At 63.5% G+C, this 19,330-nt stretch carries 19 protein-coding genes; 9 read left to right on the top strand and 10 right to left on the bottom strand.

The features are described from left to right. Nucleotides 1-65 precede the first annotated feature (65 nt). From JQ628_RS02015 to JQ628_RS01995, 5 genes are all read right to left on the bottom strand, one after another. The gene (locus tag JQ628_RS02015; RefSeq protein ID WP_212218361.1) at nucleotides 66-1,055 is read right to left on the bottom strand and encodes a threonine ammonia-lyase; all 990 of its coding nucleotides are present in this window, start codon (nucleotides 1,053-1,055) and stop codon (nucleotides 66-68) included. A 42-nt stretch (nucleotides 1,056-1,097) separates the two neighbouring features. After that, nucleotides 1,098-2,174, bottom strand: a complete 1,077-nt coding sequence (locus JQ628_RS02010; protein WP_212218357.1) for a glycosyltransferase family 4 protein — start codon at nucleotides 2,172-2,174, stop codon at nucleotides 1,098-1,100. After that, nucleotides 2,174-2,986: a UDP-2,3-diacylglucosamine diphosphatase gene (locus JQ628_RS02005; protein WP_212218354.1), complete on the bottom strand. Its 813-nt coding sequence runs from the start codon at nucleotides 2,984-2,986 to the stop codon at nucleotides 2,174-2,176. The genes JQ628_RS02010 and JQ628_RS02005 overlap by 1 nt, the downstream gene beginning before the upstream one ends. Nucleotides 2,987-3,286: 300 nt before the next feature. After that, nucleotides 3,287-4,168 carry a L,D-transpeptidase gene (locus JQ628_RS02000; protein ID WP_212218351.1) on the bottom strand — a complete coding sequence of 294 codons (882 nt, stop codon included), beginning with the start codon at nucleotides 4,166-4,168 and terminating at the stop codon, nucleotides 3,287-3,289. A 9-nt stretch (nucleotides 4,169-4,177) separates the two neighbouring features. Then, nucleotides 4,178-5,197, bottom strand: coding sequence for an amino acid ABC transporter substrate-binding protein (locus JQ628_RS01995; protein WP_212218348.1), 1,020 nt, complete (start codon nucleotides 5,195-5,197; stop codon nucleotides 4,178-4,180). 397 nt (nucleotides 5,198-5,594) lie between these two features. Here JQ628_RS01995 and JQ628_RS01990 point away from each other — a divergent pair, with 397 nt between their 5' ends. Beyond that, nucleotides 5,595-6,884 carry a molybdopterin-dependent oxidoreductase gene (locus tag JQ628_RS01990; protein WP_212218345.1) on the top strand — a complete coding sequence of 430 codons (1,290 nt, stop codon included), beginning with the start codon at nucleotides 5,595-5,597 and terminating at the stop codon, nucleotides 6,882-6,884. Between the two features lie 9 nt (nucleotides 6,885-6,893). Next, a complete protein-coding gene (locus tag JQ628_RS01985) occupies nucleotides 6,894-7,226 on the top strand; it encodes a cytochrome c (RefSeq protein WP_212218342.1) in 333 nt (110 codons plus the stop codon). Here JQ628_RS01985 and JQ628_RS01980 read toward each other — a convergent pair. From JQ628_RS01980 to JQ628_RS01970, 3 genes are all read right to left on the bottom strand, one after another. Then, nucleotides 7,223-7,438 carry a hypothetical protein gene (locus JQ628_RS01980; RefSeq protein ID WP_212219316.1) on the bottom strand — a complete coding sequence of 72 codons (216 nt, stop codon included), beginning with the start codon at nucleotides 7,436-7,438 and terminating at the stop codon, nucleotides 7,223-7,225. The two genes, JQ628_RS01985 and JQ628_RS01980, sit on opposite strands and share 4 nt — an antisense overlap. A gap of 164 nt (nucleotides 7,439-7,602) precedes the next feature. After that, complete coding sequence (locus JQ628_RS01975) at nucleotides 7,603-8,148, bottom strand: YkgB family protein (protein ID WP_212218339.1); 546 nt, start codon at nucleotides 8,146-8,148, stop codon at nucleotides 7,603-7,605. Between the two features lie 124 nt (nucleotides 8,149-8,272). Continuing rightward, the gene (locus tag JQ628_RS01970; RefSeq protein ID WP_212219313.1) at nucleotides 8,273-9,088 is read right to left on the bottom strand and encodes an SDR family NAD(P)-dependent oxidoreductase; all 816 of its coding nucleotides are present in this window, start codon (nucleotides 9,086-9,088) and stop codon (nucleotides 8,273-8,275) included. Nucleotides 9,089-9,211: 123 nt separating this feature from the next. Here JQ628_RS01970 and JQ628_RS01965 point away from each other — a divergent pair, with 123 nt between their 5' ends. Continuing rightward, entirely contained in the window at nucleotides 9,212-10,168 is a 957-nt protein-coding gene (locus tag JQ628_RS01965) for a LysR family transcriptional regulator (RefSeq protein WP_212218336.1), read from the top strand. Then, nucleotides 10,165-11,886, top strand: coding sequence for a porin (locus JQ628_RS01960; protein ID WP_212218333.1), 1,722 nt, complete (start codon nucleotides 10,165-10,167; stop codon nucleotides 11,884-11,886). Before JQ628_RS01965 ends, JQ628_RS01960 begins: the two co-directional genes overlap by 4 nt. A gap of 56 nt (nucleotides 11,887-11,942) precedes the next feature. On the opposite strand, the gene thiD is transcribed toward JQ628_RS01960, so the two are convergent. Next, the gene (gene thiD / locus JQ628_RS01955; protein ID WP_212218330.1) at nucleotides 11,943-12,740 is read right to left on the bottom strand and encodes a bifunctional hydroxymethylpyrimidine kinase/phosphomethylpyrimidine kinase; all 798 of its coding nucleotides are present in this window, start codon (nucleotides 12,738-12,740) and stop codon (nucleotides 11,943-11,945) included. Between the two features lie 137 nt (nucleotides 12,741-12,877). Between thiD and JQ628_RS01950 the strand changes: the two genes are divergently transcribed. The 4 genes from JQ628_RS01950 to JQ628_RS01935 all read left to right on the top strand — a co-directional run bounded on the left by JQ628_RS01950 (nucleotide 12,878) and on the right by JQ628_RS01935 (nucleotide 17,722). Then, nucleotides 12,878-13,123 carry an Lrp/AsnC ligand binding domain-containing protein gene (locus JQ628_RS01950; protein ID WP_212218327.1) on the top strand — a complete coding sequence of 82 codons (246 nt, stop codon included), beginning with the start codon at nucleotides 12,878-12,880 and terminating at the stop codon, nucleotides 13,121-13,123. Between the two features lie 89 nt (nucleotides 13,124-13,212). Continuing rightward, nucleotides 13,213-14,373 carry a TAXI family TRAP transporter solute-binding subunit gene (locus JQ628_RS01945; RefSeq protein ID WP_212218324.1) on the top strand — a complete coding sequence of 387 codons (1,161 nt, stop codon included), beginning with the start codon at nucleotides 13,213-13,215 and terminating at the stop codon, nucleotides 14,371-14,373. A 230-nt stretch (nucleotides 14,374-14,603) separates the two neighbouring features. Further along, nucleotides 14,604-16,610, top strand: coding sequence for a PAS domain S-box protein (locus tag JQ628_RS01940; protein WP_212218321.1), 2,007 nt, complete (start codon nucleotides 14,604-14,606; stop codon nucleotides 16,608-16,610). Between the two features lie 308 nt (nucleotides 16,611-16,918). Further along, on the top strand, nucleotides 16,919-17,722 hold the full coding sequence (locus JQ628_RS01935) for a J domain-containing protein (protein WP_212218317.1): 804 nt from the start codon (nucleotides 16,919-16,921) through the stop codon (nucleotides 17,720-17,722). 89 nt (nucleotides 17,723-17,811) lie between these two features. Here JQ628_RS01935 and JQ628_RS01930 read toward each other — a convergent pair whose 3' ends face one another. After that, a complete protein-coding gene (locus JQ628_RS01930; RefSeq protein ID WP_212218314.1) occupies nucleotides 17,812-18,741 on the bottom strand; it encodes a c-type cytochrome in 930 nt (309 codons plus the stop codon). Nucleotides 18,742-18,899: 158 nt separating this feature from the next. Here JQ628_RS01930 and JQ628_RS01925 point away from each other — a divergent pair, with 158 nt between their 5' ends. After that, nucleotides 18,900-19,322 (top strand): CHRD domain-containing protein, encoded by a 423-nt coding sequence (locus JQ628_RS01925; protein ID WP_433996094.1) that lies wholly within the window; start codon nucleotides 18,900-18,902, stop codon nucleotides 19,320-19,322. Nucleotides 19,323-19,330: the final 8 nt, after the last annotated feature.

The following is a 19,330-nucleotide window of genomic DNA, read 5'->3' as shown; positions in this document are numbered from 1 at the left end:
AATAACAACGGGGCGGAGCAACGCGATGCTCCGCCCCGAATTCTTTGCTCGCGATCTCGCCTGTGTCAGGCCACCAGCTTCGCGAACAGATCCGCGTCCACATTGCCGCCGGAAAGCACGATGACGACGTTCTTGCCCTTGGCGTCGATGCGGCCCGCAAGCAGCGCGGCAAGGCCGACGGCGCCACCGGGCTCGACCACCAGCTTGAGTTCGCGATAGGCGAAGGCGACGGCCTTGCCGACTTCCTCATCCGAAGCCGACACACCCTTGGCCAAGAGCTTGCTGTTGATCGAAAAAGTCAGCTCACCTGGCATCGCCGCCATCAACGCATCGCAGATGGTGCGGCCTGCCGCAGGATGGGCTTCGCGATGGCCGGCGCGCAGCGAGAGCGCGTGGTCGTCATAGCCCTGCGGCTCGGCGACGATCACTTCGGCGTTCGGGAACTTTGCCTTCACCGCGGTGGCAACGCCCGCGATCAGGCCGCCGCCGGACGCCGGGGCCACCACGATATCGGGCACAACGCCGCGCGCGGTCAGGTCCTCGGCAATCTCGCGGCCCGCGGTGCCCTGCCCTGCGATCACGAAAGGATCGTCATAGGGGCGCACCAAGGTGGCGCCGCGCTTGCTCGCGATGCCGCCGGCGATCGCCTCGCGGTCTTCCTTGTCGCGGTCGTACAGCACGACCTCGGCGCCGTACGCCTTGGTGCGCTCGCGCTTGGTCAGCGGTGAATCCGCGGGCATCACGATGGTCGCCTGCATGTTCAAGATCTGCGCCGCCGCGGCCACGCCCTGTGCGTGGTTACCGGAGGAGAACGCAACCACGCCGCCGCCGCGCTTTTCAGTTGGGATCGACACCAGCTTGTTGAAGGCGCCGCGGAACTTGAACGAGCCGGTCCGTTGCAGCATCTCCGGCTTTAAGAAGACTTTTGCGCCGACGCGTTCGTCGAGCACGGGGAAGGACAACAGCGGCGTGCGCACGGCAAAGGGCGCAACGACCTTCGCGGCGGCGTCGATATCGGCGGCGCTCACGGGCAACGGTTTGGCGGTTTCTGTCATGCGGTTGTTGTATCGCGCCGTGGGAGGCACGAGCAAGACGCTTTAGCGTGAGGTGACCGCGAGGTGCGGGTCTTCCGCAACGAATTCAGGCGGTTGTTCGGCCTTTTTCTCTTCCGGCGGCAGGAAGCGGGCCTGGCTTGCGTGCTCGATGAAGACGCGTGCGGAAGCTTCCCAGGTGTGGCGGGCGGCGAACGCGACGCAGGCCTTCCGGGGAATGCCGAGCGCTTCGATACAGGCGGCCCCCAGATTGTCGCTGAGCACGCCGACGGGCGTGGTTCCGATCACATCGCGCGGACCCGTGACCGGAAAGGCGGCAACCGGCAGACCGCTCGCCAGCGCTTCCAGCAGCACGAGGCCAAACGTGTCAGTCTTGCTGGGAAACACGAAGACGTCGGCGCCAGCGTAGATTTGCGCGAGTTCTTCGCCATGGCGCGCACCGAGGAACAGAGCGTCCGGATACTGCCGCTCAAGCCGTACGCACGCCGGGCCGTCGCCGACGATCAGCTTGGTGCCGGGCAGATCGAGATCGAGAAACGCCTCGAGATTCTTTTCGACCGCGACGCGGCCGACGCAGAGGAAGACCGGCTCGGGCAGGCAGAGATCGACGTGGCGCGGATGAAACAACGCCGTGTCGACGCCGCGCGACCACAGCACCACATTGCCAAACCCGCGCGCGCGCAATTCAGCAGCAAGCGCCGGCGTCGCCGCCATCACCGCCCCGCTCGGCTTGTGAAACCATCGCAGCATGGCCCAGACCCAGCTTTCCGGAACCGGCGAGCGCGCCGACACGTATTCCGGAAAGCGGGTGTGGAAGCTCGTGGTGAAGGGCAGATTGTGCTTGCGGCAGTAACGCCGAACCAGAAAGCCGATCGGGCCTTCGGTCGCGATATGAATGCAGTCGGGGCGCGCCGCCTCGATCAATTTCCTGATCTGGCTCGGCCCCGGCAGCGCCAGCCGCAGGTCGCGATAGCTCGGCAGCGCAAAGGTGCGGAACGACTGCGGCGTCAAGAAGTCGACCTCGACGCCGCATTTTTGGGCGGCCTGCGCCATCATGGTCAGCGTGCGGACAACCCCGTTGACCTGGGGATGCCACGCATCGGTCGCGACCAGGATTTTCATCAGGCCGCGCGCGCCTCCACACGAGGCACCGGCGCGATGCGTCGCACCGGATCGGTCCAGGTGATGATCTCGAAACGGCCGTCCTCATGCTCGGCAAGCGCCGTGCAGCTTTCCACCCAGTCGCCGCAGTTCATGTAGCGGATGCCATGCTCGTCATGAATGGTGGCGTAGTGGATGTGGCCGCAGATCACGCCGTCGCAGCCATGGCGCTTGGCTTCGCCCGCGAGCGTCGATTCGAACGCGCCGATATAGTTGACCGCCTTCTTGACCTTCAGCTTGGCCCATTGCGACAGCGACCAATAGGGCACGCCGAACATCTTGCGGAAGAAGTTGACGAAGCGGTTCATCTGAATCGCAAAGTCGTAGGCCTTGTCGCCGAGATGGGCGAGCCAGCGCGCGTTCTGCACCACGAGGTCGAAGATATCGCCGTGGATCACGAGGTAACGCTTGCCGTCGGCGCCGGTGTGGACGGTGTTCTCCATCACATCGATGCCGCCGAAATGCGTGCCGTAATATTTGCGTAAAAACTCGTCGTGGTTGCCCGGCACGTAAATGACCTTGGCGCCCTTGCGCGCCTTGCGCAGCATCTTCTGCACGAAGTCATTGTGCGATTGCGGCCAGTACCAGTTGGACTTCAGCGCCCAGCCATCGACGATATCGCCGACCAGATAGATCGTGTCGGCGTCGTGGCTGCGGAGAAAATCCAGCAATCGGTCGGCTTGCGAGCCGCGAGCTCCGAGATGAACATCGGAGATAAACAGGGTGCGAAAACGCCGTTCCGGCGTCTCATCACTCAAGGATTCACTTCCCATGCCAGCGTCACCTAACAATTCCCCATGACAAGGCGATGACGGCCCATTTCGCTGCAAAAGCCGCGTATTCCGCCGCTCGCGGAATAGCTATTGGCCCAGTTTTCGCGAGCGAATCGTTCGCCAGCGCCCCAAGGACCGCGATACCAGCGCGATGCGACAATCTGGCGACATCGGCCGGCGGAACCCGCGCATGCGGCGTCCGTGAAATGACGGGGCTGTTGGTTTTGGGGATAGTTGGTAACGAAGGTTAACGGCTGCGGGGCCTCGTCCGCATGTTTCAAACTCACCGCCCTGCTGCGGTCAGCTCACAAACACCACGCGCGTCTCCACAGAAACCCGCCGGTACAGATCTTCGATATCGTCGTTGACCAGGCGGATGCATCCGGACGCCACCAAATGGCCGATGGTTTTCGGGGAATTCGTGCCATGAATGAGCATGCCGGGCTTGTCGAGCAGCAGCGCCCGTGCACCCAGCGGACTGCCGGGGCGGCCGGTCGATGCGAGTAACGCGTCCTTCATGCTCGCGCCTGGACTCTTCCAGACGGGCCATTCGAGCTTGTCGGCGACGCGGAAGAAGCTGCCGCCCTTCTGGCACTCCTGCGCGAGGCCGATGCCGTAGCGGCGCGCCGAATTGTTGGCGTCGATCAAATAGAGGAAGCGGTTCTCACGATCGACCACGATCGACCCGGGAACGACGGTGGTGCGATAGAACACCACCTGCCGCTGATACGCGAAAGGCAGTCCCTCGCCGCTGGAGCCGCCGTCGACGCCGGGCTTCAGATCAGCCATGACAACATCTTCGCGTCCGCGCGTCGGCTTTTGCGATGACGCGGTCACGGCGGCGCCGATGCCGGGACCCTTGCTGTAGACATAGCCGAAGACCAGCGCCGACAGCACGACAGCGGCAACGAGGGCGGAAGCCGCGATCATCAGCGGCCGCCAGTTTCTTTCCGGCGCCAACACCTCGCTGATTTCGGCGGCGGATCTGGCTTCACGAGGGGCAAGCTCATCCTCGATCTGCTGGATGGCCTCCTCGAGCGCGGCGTTGTGCGAAGCCGCGGCGTCGCGGGTGAGCTGGGACCGCCTGATCAGGCTCAAGGCATCCTTGTAGATCGCCTCGCGCGCAACGGCATCCTTGCCCGCCACGGCCTTCTTCAACAGCGCGTAATAGTCCACATTCATGGCTTGCCCCTACCTGACGGGAGGCGCGTACTGGATCCCACCCTGCGTCCACAGCGCGTTGAGTCCGCGCGGGATGCTGAGACGCGATTGCGTTCCGACGTTTCTCTCATAGATCTCGCCGTAATTGCCGACCGCCCGAACGGCGCGCGCGGCCCAATCCTTATCGAGGCCTAGCTGCGGGCCGAATTCACCCTCGCTGCCGACCAGGCGCCGGACGTCGGGATTGGCGGATTTGACCGCCTCGTCGACCGTCGCTGACTTGACGCCGAGCTCCTCGGCGTTGATCAGCGCATAGAGCGTCCACTTGATCAGGTTGAACCACTGGTCGTCGCCTTGCCGTACGGCCGGCCCGAGCGGCTCTTTCGAGATGACTTCCGACAGGATGATGTGGCTGTCGGGCGCCGCGAGCTTGAGGCGCTCCGCGTAGAGCTGCGAAACGTCGCTTGTCAGCACATCGCACTTGCGCTCGTCATAGGCCGTGCGGCTCTCTTCCGCGCTGTCGAAGGCCAGCACCTTCAGCGGCATGTCCTTGGCGCGGAAGTAATCCGACAAATTGAGCTCGGTGGTCGTGCCCTTCTGCGTGCACACCGTCTTGCCGCCAAGCTGTAGGGCGGTGTCGATCCCGGCCTCGCGACGCAGCAGAAAACCCTGGCCATCATAATAGGCAACGCCCGCGAACATCAGGCCAAGCGAAGTCTCCCGCGACATGGTCCAGGTCGAGTTGCGCGACAACACGTCGATCCCGTTCGACTGCAACGCGGTAAAGCGTGAGGAAGCGTCGAGCGGAACGAACGTCACCTTGGCGGGATCGCCAAAGATGGCGGCTGCCATCGCCCGGCAAACATCGACATCAAGACCGGTCCAGTTGTTCTTGTCGTCCTGGCTCGAAAAACCCAGCAACCCCTGCCCGACCCCGCAATTGAGCGCGCCGCGTTCCTTGACGGCCTTGAGGGTCTGCGCACCGACCGAAGGGCTGCCTGCAACGAGCATGGCCAGGAGCAGTGCAGCCGTGAGGATCAAGGGTCGCATGGCGCAATCGGGCATTCCATTCTCGCAATCGGTTGCGGCGCGACCCGCCGGACGCGTCATGTTGAGGATGAGACAGATCTTTGACTTTGACTGCCATAGTCCAGTCTTTGTCACCGACGAATGCAAGCCCCTTGACATGGATCAACGGCGGCGCTGGCGGCAGTCCGGGACTATCGCGAAACTTTCACGGCTGCGGATCGCCTGTCGGGCAAAATGCCTCGATCAAGCAAACAGAGCGGCAAGATCGTCAGTCCCAATTCCGAACACCGTGCCCGCGCCGCCGAAGTCACGGGGGTGTGATGGCGCTAACGAGTACGCCCGTTCGAAATGAAAAACCATCATTGGATTGCCGGTGCAGCATGTTCTTTTCGATCCTCCGTCCGCCAGGAGCGCACCCATGACCTCGCAGCACGACCGCCATTTCGCAGGAAGTTTGCCGGACAAGACCACTCATCGCAATGCATCGGCATTCGGCCGCGTCCTGTCGCGGCGTTCGCTGCTTCGCCAGGCCAGCATTGCAGGCATCTCCCTCGCCTCGCTGCCGGCGTTTGCGGACCAACTGGTCAAACTGCCGTTGCCGAGCGATCCTCGCGAACGGCCGCTCACGGCCGATTTCCCGCAGAAGGCCGCGATGATCCTACAGCGAAGCCGGCCGCCGCTGCTCGAGACGCCAATGGAAGTATTCGATCGCGGGGCATTCACGCCGAACGATCAGTTCTACGTCCGTTGGCATTGGTCGGTGATTCCAAATTCGGTCGACGTGAACAGCTTCAGGCTCTCCGTAAGGGGGCACGTCGACCATGCGCTGTCGCTCTCGATTGAAGACATACTTCGCTTGCCGCGGGTCGAGCTGGCTGCCGTCAATCAATGTTCCGGCAATTCGCGCGGCCTCTTCCTGCCGCGCGTGCCGGGCGCGCAGTGGGCGCATGGCGCGATGGGCAACGCCAGATGGGCGGGCGTCCGCTTGAAGGACGTACTGGACCGTGCCGGCGTCAAGGGTGGCGCAATCCAGGTCCGCTTCAAGGGATTGGACGAGGCGGTCATGCCAGATGCACCAGCCTTCAGAAAATCGCTGGCCATTGACCACGCCCGCGACGGCGAGGTGATGATCGCCTTCGCCATGAACGGAGAGCAGCTCCCGCTGCTGAACGGCTTTCCGCTGCGGCTGATCGTCCCCGGCTGGTATTCAACCTACTGGGTCAAGATGCTCAGCGATATCGAGGTGCTGGACAAGCCCGACGACAATTACTGGATGGCGGTCGCCTACACCATTCCCGATACGCCCCATGCCGATATCGCTCCCGGTCAGACCGGCGTGAAGATGGTTCCGATCAGTCGCATGGTGCCGCGTTCGTTCATCACCAATTACGCTGCGGACGCCGCCATCCCGGTGAATACACCCCGGCCGGTGCGAGGCATCGCCTTCGGCGGCGATACCGGCGTCGCCAAGGTCGAGATTTCCGCCGACGGAGGCAAATCCTGGCAAACGACGACGCTTGGAACGGACCATGGCAAGTACAGCTTCCGGCAGTGGCAAGGCACCATCTCGTTCTCCGAGAAGGGAAACCACGCGCTGATGGCCCGCTGCACCAATCTGGCCGGCGAGGCGCAGCCGAACGAGCCGAACTGGAACAACAGCGGCTTCATGCGCAATGTCGTCGAAGCTGTTCAGGTCAATGCGGTCTAGGAGACGGTCATGCGCAAGCCAATCATTGCAGCGGCCTGTTTGACGACAGCGCTGCTGGTCTCGACGCCGGCCCGGGTCCAGGAACAGCCGATGATCACATCGACAACTGTCGATCTGCCCGCAGGCGATGCGCTGTTTCCGGGTGGCAAGGCGGCGGACGCGATCAACAACAATTGCCTCGCCTGTCACTCCACGGACATGGTGCTGAACCAGCCGGCGCTGCCGCGGGCGACCTGGGAAGCCGAGGTTCGCAAGATGATCAACGTTTACAAGGCGCCGATCGATCCGACCGACGTAACTGCGATCGTCGACTATCTCGCAAAGACCAAGGGCAAGAGCTAGCGGCGTACCAATTGCCATCTGCGGGCGGCAACGCCGGCCCAGATCGCTTCGATCACACCGAACGGCCAGGCGCCCTGTAGGAAACCATAAACCGATCCCAGGGCACACGCGGCGGCGAAAGCGAGGATCATCCAGTGGCTGCGGTGTTCGAGGGCGTAAGTGACGAGCATGGCGGTGACGGCGAACAGGCCGAACCAGGTCAAGGCGTCCATTAAAATCATCTCGCTATGCCCGGCCGGTTGGTCGCAGGCGATCGAACCGTCGTTACTACACGAACCAGACACCGCCGCCCAGAAGGGCGCGCGCCGGTCGCGAACAGCAGTCACCCGCTGCCGCAGCCCGACGCGCATAGCCTTCATCTTGCAAGGCCCGCTGATCACTTGCGGACCACTTCCTTCAGCGAGTCGACGAACACCCAGAAGGAGGCGGCGAAGAGGCCGATGTCCTTTAGCAGGAACTGACCCGGTGCGACCGAGATCGCCGGCACCCCGAGCTCGGGCACCACGACGCCCGGCGTCGAGATCATGAAGCTGACGGTGGTGACGAACAGCCCGGCCGACAGCAGGCCACCCGCCGCCGAGAAGATCGGGCTTGCCAGCCTGAGCGCGATCAACAGCCCGATGCTGAGTTCGAGGACGCCGAGGAAATTGGAAAAGCCTCGCACCGAAAGCAGCGCATAGAACCAGCTCACAAGCGGGCTGTTCTCCACCAGCGGCACGAGCCCGTTGGCCTCGTACTCGGTGAACTTCATTCCGCCGAACCAGGCGTAGATGATCGCGAGCGACAAATAGAGGGCAGCCCGGCTGATCGGCTCCGCGTGCGCGAGCAGGCGCTCGGCCTGATCGCGCCAGCTTACGCCCGGCCTCAGCGACAGGACCGGACTGGCGATGGGTGACACGGCAACTTCAGTTCTCGTAGTCATGGTACTTCTCCTTGTCCGCCGGCAGGTGAAGGAACGCACTCGAGCATTAGCTCGATGGTTCTCTCGGCACGACCGGCAGAATGCCGAGAAGAATGGGTCTGGCTGAACGAAACGGCTGCGCCGGCTAGGCGCTCAACCGATCGTGCTTTTGCAGGTTGTAGCGAGGCGCCGGGATCGTGCTCGCGATCCTGCCCGACATGGCAAGCCGCGCCGCTTCATGACGATCCCACTCCGCCTTGTCCGTCAGCGACGGAATGGTGACGGTCTCGCCGAGGTCGAGGCCCGCGAGAGCAGCATCGACCAGGTCATCCCCCGACATCACGATCTGTGCCGGGAGCTGGTGAACGGGCATGCCGGCGACATCCCAGAATTCGGTGGCCGTCGGGCCCGGCAGCACCGCCTGCACGCGAATACCCTTGCCGGCGAGCTCGTGAATGAGCGACTGGCTGAACGCGAGCACGAAGGCTTTGCTGCCGCCATAGACGCCGTTCAGCAGCTCCGGCGCGATCGCGACGATCGACGCAATATTGATGATCGTGCCGTTGCCGCGGGCGACAAATCCCGGGACCGCCGCATGGGTCAGCCGCGTCAGCGCGGTGACGTTCAGGCGGATCATCTCGTCCATCTTTTCGACGTCCGAGACAACCAGCGGATCGGTAGCGCCGACGCCTGCATTGTTGACCAGCACGGAGATGCCCGCATCGGTCCGCAGGATGCTCTCAACGCGCGAGAGATCGGCTGGGGACGTGAGATCGGCTTCGACCGTCGCCACCTTCCGCCCGGTTTCGTTGGCGAGCCTGCGCGCGAGGGCGGCGAGCCGCTGCTTGTTGCGCGCGACGAGGATGAGGTCGTGGCCGCGCCTGGCCAGGCGATCGGCGTAGATCGCACCGATGCCGGTCGATGCGCCGGTGATGAGGGCGGTGCCTTTGGCTTGGGTGATGCTCATGTTCGTCTCCATGTGGTTGGCTGAAATCGGTTGCTTCCAGGCCTGAATAAGTCCTTCCGAAAATGCTGGGTATCTGGCAAAATCGAGATGCATTCTTCCAAAAAATGGAAACATCCCATGGACCGTTTCGAGGGCATGTCGATTGTGTTGGCGGTCGCGGAGGCCGGCAGCCTGTCGGCTGCGGCGCGCCGGCAGAACATGCCGCTCGCGACCGTGAGCCGGAAAGTGTCCGAGCTCGAAGCGCATCTGCGCACGAAACTGTTCAACCGCTCGACCCGCGCACTGGTCCCGACGGATGCGGGCCGCTCCTACATCGCGGCTGCCAAGAGAATCCTCGCTGATGTGACGGAGGCCGAACGCGCGGCCTCCGGCGAGTACACGACGCCACGCGGGGAGCTGAGCGTATCGGCACCCGTCGCGCTCGGGCGCCTGCATCTACAGCCGGTGCTGACGGAGTTTCTGGCGGCGTTTCCGGAAGTCGACGTTCAGCTCAGCCTGCTGGATCAGGCGGTCAACCTGCTCGAGGAGCACATCGATGTTGCGCTTCGCATCGGCCCTCACGCCGACAGCAGCCTGATCGCCGTGCGGGTGGGCGACATCAGCCGCGTGATGTGTGCAAGCCCGGCCTACCTGAAATCCCGCGGCACGCCCAAATCGCCGGACGACCTTTCGACTCACGACTGCATCACCTTTCCGCCGATCCAGCAGCCTGACACCTGGCGGTTCGAACGGGATCGGACCGAATATGTCGTGCCGGTACGATCGCGACTGGTCGTGAGCAACCTCGAATCGGCCCACGATGCCGCCTGCACGGGTCTCGGGATCACGGTGGTGTTTTCCTATCAGGTCGCCGATTCCATCAGATCGGGAGAACTTGTGCCGTTGCTCCAGAATTTTCAGCCGGCGCCGCTGCCCATCAGCCTCATGTATTCGCCCAACCGCTTCATGCCGGTGAAATTGCGCGCCTTCCTCGATTTCGCGGCACCGCGGCTGAAGGCACGACTGGAACTGCCGAAAGGTGTCGTCCCGCGACAACGAAGCAGCCGCGGAGATCGCAATCAGCAAAACTTGTGAAAGCGATCATCGCCGACAGCAAAGCGGTCCGTCGGCAGCACCCGGCAACGGCCGCGGCGCTGAACCCGTCCGCCTCTTCCGATGAGTGTGGCGCAACAGCCACGCCGACCGGAAATCGTCCGACATCTCACCGCATTGAGCCCGCACTTTGCTTGCCGGCCAATTTTGCGCCCCTACAATCGTGCATTGTTGAGCCAGGGAGGCTCGCAGTGCAAAGCACGGCATTTTTCGCGGTGGCGATCATCGCAGCCGGTATGGCTTCCTGCGGACCGGAAGCATCGGCCGCCGACGCCGCTCCAACCGCTGCTTCCACGGCAACGGCGGCTTCCACGCCCAAGCCCTGCACCGACGGTTGGGACTTTGTTGCGACCGACTGCCAGCTGACTTGGCGGGGTATCACGGTCTACGGCGCGATTGACGCGGGGTTCGGTTGGCAGAGTCACGGCGCGCCGTGGGACCCACGATCCGCCGTCGGCGCGTCATACTTGATCCAGAAGCAGAACAATTCACCGCTCTGGGGCCCTGCGCCCAACGCTTTGACAAACTCATTCATCGGCATCAAGGGAACTGAGCCGATCGGCGGGAACGTCTCCGTCGTCTTTGCGCTGGATGCCGGGTTCGACCCTTATTCCCTGCGCTTCTCCAACGGGCCGGGATCGGTCGCCGCGAACGCCGGCATTCCCCAGAATTTCGCAACCGCCTATTCCGATTCCAGCCGCGCGGGCCAGTGGTTCAACGGACAGGGTTATGTCGGCCTCAGTTCTCCAACCTACGGCACCCTGACCGTTTTCCGGCAGAACTCGCTGACGCTCGATGCGGTCTTCGACTATGACCCGTTCGGCGCCTCTTACGGCTTCTCGCCCATCGGCTTCCAGGGAATAACCTGCGGCGGCGGCAATACCCAGAACTGCCGAAACTCGACGTCGCTGAAGTATCGGATCAAGGTCGGCCAGTTCCGGGCGGCGGCGCTATGGCAGTTCGGCGGCTACGCCGAGAATAATGCCTCCAATGGCGCGTATCAGTTCCAGGCTGGCGCCGATATCCCGACGTGGGGCAGCGGTGTGCTCTCGGTCGACGCGATTTACAGCTTTGTCAGAGATTCCGTGTCGCTCTCCCTTGGGCCGGGAACGAATGACGCCAGTGGAGCGCCGATACCCCCGTTCCTGCCGCAAGCGCTCACGGCGCAGATTTCCAACAATGAAGCCGTGATGCTTGTGGCCAAGTACACCGACGGACCGCTGAAGGCATACGCCGGTTACGAACACATTCGATACATGGCGCCCAGCAATCCGCAGACCGGCTTTACCGATATCGCGGGAGACTTTGTTTGCCTGAACTGTCAGGCGTTCAACAACACGACCATCAACAATACCGCGTTCGGCGTGAACGGCCTCGGCAACAGGAATTTGCAGGTCATGTGGGTCGGCGCCAAGTACGCTGTTACCGAGAATCTGGATGTGATCGGCGCCTACTACCACTATATCCAGAACTCCTTCTTCGGCACCGCTGCCGGCGGACCCGCCCCCTGTTTCGGCAGAGAGCACGCGCAATGCGCCGGGACTTTCGACGCGATCTCTGCCGCAGTCGATTGGCGGTTCGCGCCAAAGTGGGATCTCTATTCCGGAATCATGTTCACGCAAGTGAATGGCGGATTGGCCTTCGGCTTTCTCCAGCGCAACAACATCGCCCCTACGGTCGGATTGCGGTTCCGCTTCTGAAGCCGGAGCCAGCGGCAGCGCCGCTGGCCTCACGCACCAGGCTAGCAGAAACCAAGCTAGTAGAATTTGTGAAAGTGATGCACCGGGCCATGGCCGTGGCCGACGGCAAAGCGGTCGGCGGCAGCAATCGCGGCGCTGATCCAGGCCTTGGCGTTGCGCACTCCGGTTTCCAGATCGTCGCCCTTCGCAAGTCCCGCAGCGATGGCCGACGACAATGAGCAGCCGGTCCCGTGGGTATTCTTTGTGTTGATGCGCGGGGCTGGGAGCGCGATGCTGCCGGCGCTGGTCACAAAATAATCGGTGCTCTCTGGGCCCTGCCCGTGGCCGCCCTTGACCAGCACGGCGCGGCAGCCGAGCGCGAGCAGGCGTTTTCCCTGCGCGGCGATGCCGCTTTCGCTCGCTACGATCTGCTCGTCGAGCAGCGCGGCGGCCTCAGGCAGGTTGGGCGTGATCAGCGTGGCGCGTGGAATCAATTTTGTGCGCAAGGCATCCACCGCTTCCGCCGCCAGCAGGCGATCGCCCGAGGTTGCGACCATCACGGGATCGAGCACGACATGCCTTGGCGACCAGCGGTCGAGGCCGGCGGCGATCGCATCGATCACCGCGAGGTCTGCCACCATGCCGATCTTGACCGCGCCAATGGCGAGATCGGCAAACACGGCGTCGATCTGCGCAGTGACGAACGGTGCGGGCACCTGATGGATGCCGGTGACGCCGGTGGTGTTTTGGGCAGTCAGCGCGGTGATGACGGAAGCGCCGTAGACGCCGAGCGCGGCAAAGGTCTTCAGGTCGGCCTGAATACCGGCGCCGCCGGAAGAATCCGAGCCGGCGATGGTGAGCGCTACCGGCGTCATTGCTGCGCGGAATTGGCTGACGGAAACAGGGTCATGATCTGTCCTACCCCCTCACGCGGGCGTCATCAAGCCGCCTTGCCACGGGGCCCCGATTTGGCTCTATTGGCCTCGAAATCCGCTTCCTGGAGACGTTCGCGATGGTGCCCTTTTTCGTCCAGATCAAATGCAAGCTCGGCCAGTCCTACACGGTCGCGAATGCGCTGGCGGAAGCCGAGATCGCCTCCGAGATCTATTCGACCGCGGGCCATTACGACCTGCTGGTGAAGTTCTACGTCGACAAGGAGACCGACATCGGCCACTTCGTCAACGAACGGGTGCAGGTCATTCCCGGCATCCAGGACACCCACACCATCATCACCTTCAAGGCGTTCGGCGGCGGCTGATCGGCCCTCGCCGGGCACCTTCAAAAGCAAGAGCCTGCAAAAAGCAGGTCGCGAAACATCGCTCAAAAAATTCCAAGGGAGGAAATGGGATGATCGCGAAGATCGCACGACTTGCTTCTGTTGCATTGGCCGCAAGTGCGGTCGCGGCACCGGCCGCGCTGGCGCAGGTGAAATTGCCGCCGACGGTGACGATGACGGCCTATGACACCGGCACATCAGGTTTCAACATCACGGTGGCCGTCGGCAAGATGATGAAGGACAAGTACGGCAGCGACGTGCGCGTGCTGCCGGCCGGCAACGACGTCGCCCGCCTACAGCCGCTGCGCGTCGGCCGCGCCAGCATCTCGGCGATGGGCGTCGGCGTCTATTTCGCGCAGGAAGGCGTATTCGAGTTCGCGACCCGCGAATGGGGCCCGCAGCCGCTCCAGATCACCCTGAGCTCGCTCGACTGCAACGGCCTTTCGCTGGCGGTCGCCGGCGACATCGGCGTCAAGACCTATGCGGACCTGAAGGGCAAGCGTGTCGGTTTCGTGGTTGGCTCGCCCGCGCTCAACCAGAATGCGCTGGCCGTGCTGGCGTTTGCCAATCTGACGGCAAAGGACGTCAAGATCGTCGAATTCGCCAGCAACAACGCCATGTGGAAGGGCATGGTCAATAACGATACCGATGCGGTGTTCGGTTCGACCATCTCCGGGCCCGCCAAGGAATTGCAGACCTCGCCGCGCGGCATCACCTGGCCGGCGATGCCGTTCTCCGACAAGGCGGGCTGGGAGCGCATGCGCAAGGTCGGCCCGTACTTCACCGAGCATAACGCCAGCTGCGGCGCCGGCGAATTCTCCAAGGACAAGCCGATCCAGATGGGGACCTATCCCTATCCGATCTACAGCGTCTATGGCAGCGCGTCCGAGAACGACGTCTACAACCTCGTCAAGGCGATGATCGACGGCTACGACGGCTTCAAGGACAATGCGCCCGGCGCCAGCGGCCTTGCGGTGAAGACGCAGGCGAAGAACTGGGCGGTGCCGGTGCACAAGGGCGCGGTCAAGGCGTTCAAGGAAGCCGGCGCCTGGAGCGACGACCAGGAGAAGCACAACAACGCGCTGCTCAAGCGGCAGGACGTGCTGATCGCGGCCTGGAACGAGTTCATCAAGGGCAACCCGTCGTCCGATTCCGCAAAGTTCGCCGAAGAGTGGATGGCGGCGCGCAAGGCGGCGCTTACCAAGGCGAACATGATCGATACGTTTTCCTGAGCGAACAGGGACGGCAGGCGGCAGGCCGCGCCCGCCGTCCCTTCGACGCACGAATCGCCTGCCGCCTTGCGATGCCCGGCCTAACCTCCCGGCGCGGGCATAGCGCGCAGCCTCCCTCCGCATCGACCGATCCCGCACCCCACTGCCGACAACGCCGAGGGTTCCCTCTCGCGGCGAACGCGCGCACGCGATAGCCTGATCCGATACGCGGCGAGATTGCGGGTACGACCATGTGGGCCTTCTTCGAACGTCTCCTCGATTCCTCGATGTTTTCCCCGCACGGCATCTGCCTGTTGTGGGAGCCGCAACTGATCTGGCTGCATGTGGTCTCCGACGCGCTGATTGCGATGGCCTATTTCTCGATTCCGTTTGCGCTGGCGATCTTCGTCATCAAGCGGCGCGACCTGAAATTCGGATGGGTGTACTGGGCGTTCGCGATCTTCATCGCGGCCTGCGGCCTCACCCATGTGCTCTCGATCGTCACGCTGTGGAAGCCGATCTACGGCATCGAGGGGCTGGTCAAGGCGGCGACCGCCGCCGCGTCGGTCTTCACCGCCGGCATGCTGTGGCCGCTGCTGCCGCAGCTCTTGAAAATCCCCTCGCCGTTCGAATTCCAGAAGGTGCGGACCGCGCTCGAGATAGAGGAAAGCAAGAGCCGCGACACCGCGCAATTGCTACAGCAGGTGCGCGACTCCCAGCGCGCGCTGCGCGAGAGCATGTCGCGCCTCACCGCCGTGGTGGAAACCGCGGTCGACGGCGTCATCCTGATCGACGCCGAGGGCCGCATCCTCCTGTTCAATCCCGCCTGCGAGCGGCTGTTCGGTTATCGCGTCGACGAGATCATCAATGAAAACGTCAAGCTGCTGATGCCGTCCGAATCCGGCGGGCAGGACGATAGCTGGATCGAGAACTTCCGGCGCTTGCGCGAGGCAAAGATTGCCGGCATCGGCCGCGAGGTCACGGGGGTGCGCAAGGACGGTTCGACATTCCCGATGGACCTTTCGGTCGGCGAAGCAAGGCAGGACGGCGAGTCGATCTTCGCCGGCATCATCCACGACCTCACCGCGCGCAAATCGACCGAGCTGCAACTCCAGCAGGCGCAGAAAATGGAGATGGTGGGGCAATTGTCCGGCGGCATCGCCCACGACTTCAACAACCTCCTGACCGTGATCATCGGCAATGCCGAGCATCTCGGCGAGCAGCTCGGATCGCGCCCGGAGCTGCGGCGGATCGCCGACGACATCTGCCAGTCCGGCGAACGCGGCGCGGAGCTGACGCGGCGGCTCCTGGCATTCAGCCGAAGGCAGTTGCTGCAACCGCGGCCGATCGATTGCCACGAGCTGCTCGATTCCATGCACAAGCTGCTGCGGCGGACGCTGCGCGAGAACATCGAGATCAGGACGGCGTTCAGCCCCGGCGTGATCATGGCCTTCGCCGACCGCGCCCAGCTCGAATCGGCGGTGCTCAACCTCGCGCTCAACGCGCAGGATGCCATGCCCGCCGGCGGACATCTGACCGTCAGCACCGACCTCGCCGCGCTCGATGCGAGCTATCGCAGCCTGCATCCGGAAGTCGCGCCCGGGCTATACGCCATGATCGCGGTGACCGACGACGGCGAAGGGATGACGCCGGGGGTGGTCGCCCGCGCGTTCGAGCCCTTCTACACCACCAAGGAAGTCGGCAAGGGCAGCGGGCTGGGCCTGAGCATGGTCTATGGCTTTGCCAAGCAATCGAACGGCCATGTCGTCATCCACAGCGAAGCCGGCCTTGGGACGACGGTGCGGATCTACCTGCCGCACGCCGCAAGCGAGTGGACGGACGAGACCAGCGCAGGTGAAATCTCGGCCCCGAAAGGCCACGGGATCATACTGGTGGCGGAGGACGATCCGTTCGTGCGCTCCTCCGTGGTCCTGCGCGTGGAAGCGCTGGGCTACAAGGTTATCGCGGCCGTCAACGGGGCCGACGCGCTGGCGCAGCTCAAGGCCAACCCCGGCATCGATCTGCTGTTCACCGACATCGTGATGCCCGGCAGCATGAGCGGCTGGGAGCTCGCCGAGCAGGCGCGGCAGATCCGCCCCGGCCTGCCCGTGGTGTTCTCCTCCGGCTATGCGCTGGAGACGCTGGTCGAACAGGGCCGCGCCCAGCCCCATTCGGTCATCCTGACCAAGCCCTACCGCAAGGCCGAGCTCGCCAACCGCCTGCGGGAGGCGTTGGCGGCGGTCTCGACCGTTGCGTGAGGGGCCGGCGGCCATCCGGCCCGGCCGGAATTAACCAGTTAACCGTTTCCAGCCGCGGCATGGTCTCAATTGACCGCCTGCCCGGCACGGTTTCGCCATACCGCCATCATCGTCCAGCCTTGATATTTTTCGACTAAATCTCCCCGTTGAGCATGGTCTCCGCGCAAACGCTTCGCGTTTGTCGCGAGGGAAGCCGGTACCCACCCCTCATCAAGGCGGGGCAGGTTTTTTCGGATCATGCGCTTCGCAGTCGTCGACCAAAAACTCCGGCGGGGGTTTTTGTGGGGGAATGTGTTGTGAGTACCGCCATGGGGACGCTGTATGATCTGCTCGGAGCCCTTCCGAACGATGATGCCGAGGGCTTGAGAGCTGCCTTCCGCAAGGCCGCCAAGGCGACCCATCCCGATCTCAATCCGGATAATCCCGAAGCCGCACTGAGGTTTCGCCAGCTCGTCCGCGCCCACGACATCCTCAGCGATGCCGAACAGCGGGCGACCTACGACCAGTTGCTGGCGATCGCGACCAAGCCCGTTCCCACAAAGTCGAGCCAGGTCTACGAAAAGGTCCACCGCTTCGCCTCCTCTACGATCGCGGCGACGATCATCGCAGCCATCCTGGTGGCGAGCTACACGCTGATGGGGGTGGTCTCGCGGGCTCCGGTGGCCGCCGAAAGCACTGTCGGAATGGCCGGCGGCAAGGCGGATATCGAGACCGTGGCGATATCCGGCCGGCACGAGCGCACGGCGCTTGCCGATGAGATCTTCAAGACGAGTGCGATCGCGCCCAAGGCAAACGCCAGGAGCTACTGGATGGCCGGTCCCGTTCCCCTTGTCGCAGGCGACGACATCGCATCAAGCCGCGCACCGGGGTTTTTGGCTTCGCTCGGCGCAAGCAAGCGCCCGGCGCTCACCGACCTCCAGCGCGACCTCGGTTTTCTTCCGCTCTACTCGGCGCACGATGTCGGCCGTGCGTTCGCCGGCATGGAGCGCACGCGGCTTCGCGCCAAGGCGAGACAAGCCCGCATCGCCTCGCACAGGCCATCGACCGCGCGGGTGCTGGATGCACCGCCGGTGCTCCGGCCGACGCGGATGACGCAGGCCACCACGCCGTAACGCGCAACCAGAGCCGTTTCCGTCGCGATTGAACCGGAACGGGGCTCTTATTGTTTGACGCGATTTCTTCAGACTTCGCTTGAAAGCGCCTATCCGGACTTTTCGCCCTTCTTCGGCCGCGGCGGCCCCTCCACCGGTGGCAGCGATTTCAGATATTCCGCCATCGCGGCGCGATCTTCCGCGGGCAATTGCGAGGTGTTCTTGATCACGCGCGCCATCGAGCCACCGGCAGAGTCGCCGTCAGGGAATTCGCCGGTCTCGAGGAAATAGGCAAAGTCCTTTGCGCTCCATTCGCCGAGACGCTTCTGGGTGATGTTCGGCACGAACCCCTCGCCTTCCGGATTGGGCCCGCCGGCAAAGCGTTGCGCCTCGATGATGCCGCCTAGGAAATTGCGCGGGCTGTGGCATTCGGCGCAGTGGCCAAAACCGTTGACGAGATAGGCGCCGCGATTCCATGCCGCCGAGCGCGCGGGGTCCGGCGTGAACGGCCTGTCGTCCATGAACAGCAATTTCCAGATGCCGACGTTGCGGCGGATGTTGAAGGGGAACGGCAGGTCATGGTCGCGCACACGGCCCGGTACCGGCGCGAGCGTTTTCAGATAGGCGAAGAGATCGCGGACATCCTCGATCTTCGCATGCACATAGGAAGTGTAGGGAAAGGCCGGGAAATAATGCGTACCTGAGGGGGAAGTCCCCTTCACGACGGCGGTGACGAAATCGGCCTCGCTCCAGCGCCCGATGCCGTCATTGGGATCGGGCGAGATGTTCGGCACATGGAAGGTGCCGAATGGCGAGGGCAGCGCGAGTCCGCCGCCGAGTCTTGTGCGGTCCGGCTGGTTCGGCACGGCATGGCAGGAGGAGCATCCGCCGGCATTGAACATGATCTGGCCGTTGGCGACGTTGGGCTGATAGGCCGGCAGCGAGGCGGCCGCGATGCTCTTGGGAATGGTCAGCCACCAGAACACGCCGAGGCCGATGGCGGCGAGCAGAATGGCGGCAAGAAAGATACGTCGCAGCATGTCCGGCCTCAGGCGCTTTGCGGTAATGCATTATGACCGCAGTTCGTTCGACAAGCTCATCTGAAATTTCAGATCAAGAAAAGCTGTTCCGGGAATAAAATCAAAGGGCTGCTGTTTGAAAGATGACATCCATGTGTAACGTCAGGAGAGAGAAGCTCATGCTGAACAAGACCATGCTTGCCACGCTCGCTCTGGGCGCGGCCGTTGTATTCGCCGGGCCTGCTCTTGCCGACAAGATGAAGGCGACGCTGGACGGCAAGTCGCAAGTGCCGCCGAACGCCAGCGCGGGCACCGGCACCGCCGACATCGACTACGACCCGGCGTCGAAGAAGCTTAGCTGGAAGGTGACCTATTCCGGTCTCTCGGGACCTGCCACGATGGCGCATTTCCACGGGCCGGCCGAAGCCGGCAAGAATGCCGGTGTCGCCGTCCCGATCCCCAATGCCGCCACCAGCCCAGTCGAAGGCAGCGCCACGCTGACCGACGCACAAGCAGCCGACCTGATGGCCGGAAAATACTACGTCAACATTCACACCGCAGCGAATCCGGGCGGCGAAATACGCGGCCAGGTGACGAAGTAGCGACGAAC

It is taken from the genome of Bradyrhizobium lablabi, from assembly GCF_018129385.1.
GTDB lineage: Bacteria > Pseudomonadota > Alphaproteobacteria > Rhizobiales > Xanthobacteraceae > Bradyrhizobium > Bradyrhizobium lablabi_C.
Note: the sequence above shows the minus strand (reverse complement) of the source record. Positions and strands in the feature narration are given on the sequence as shown.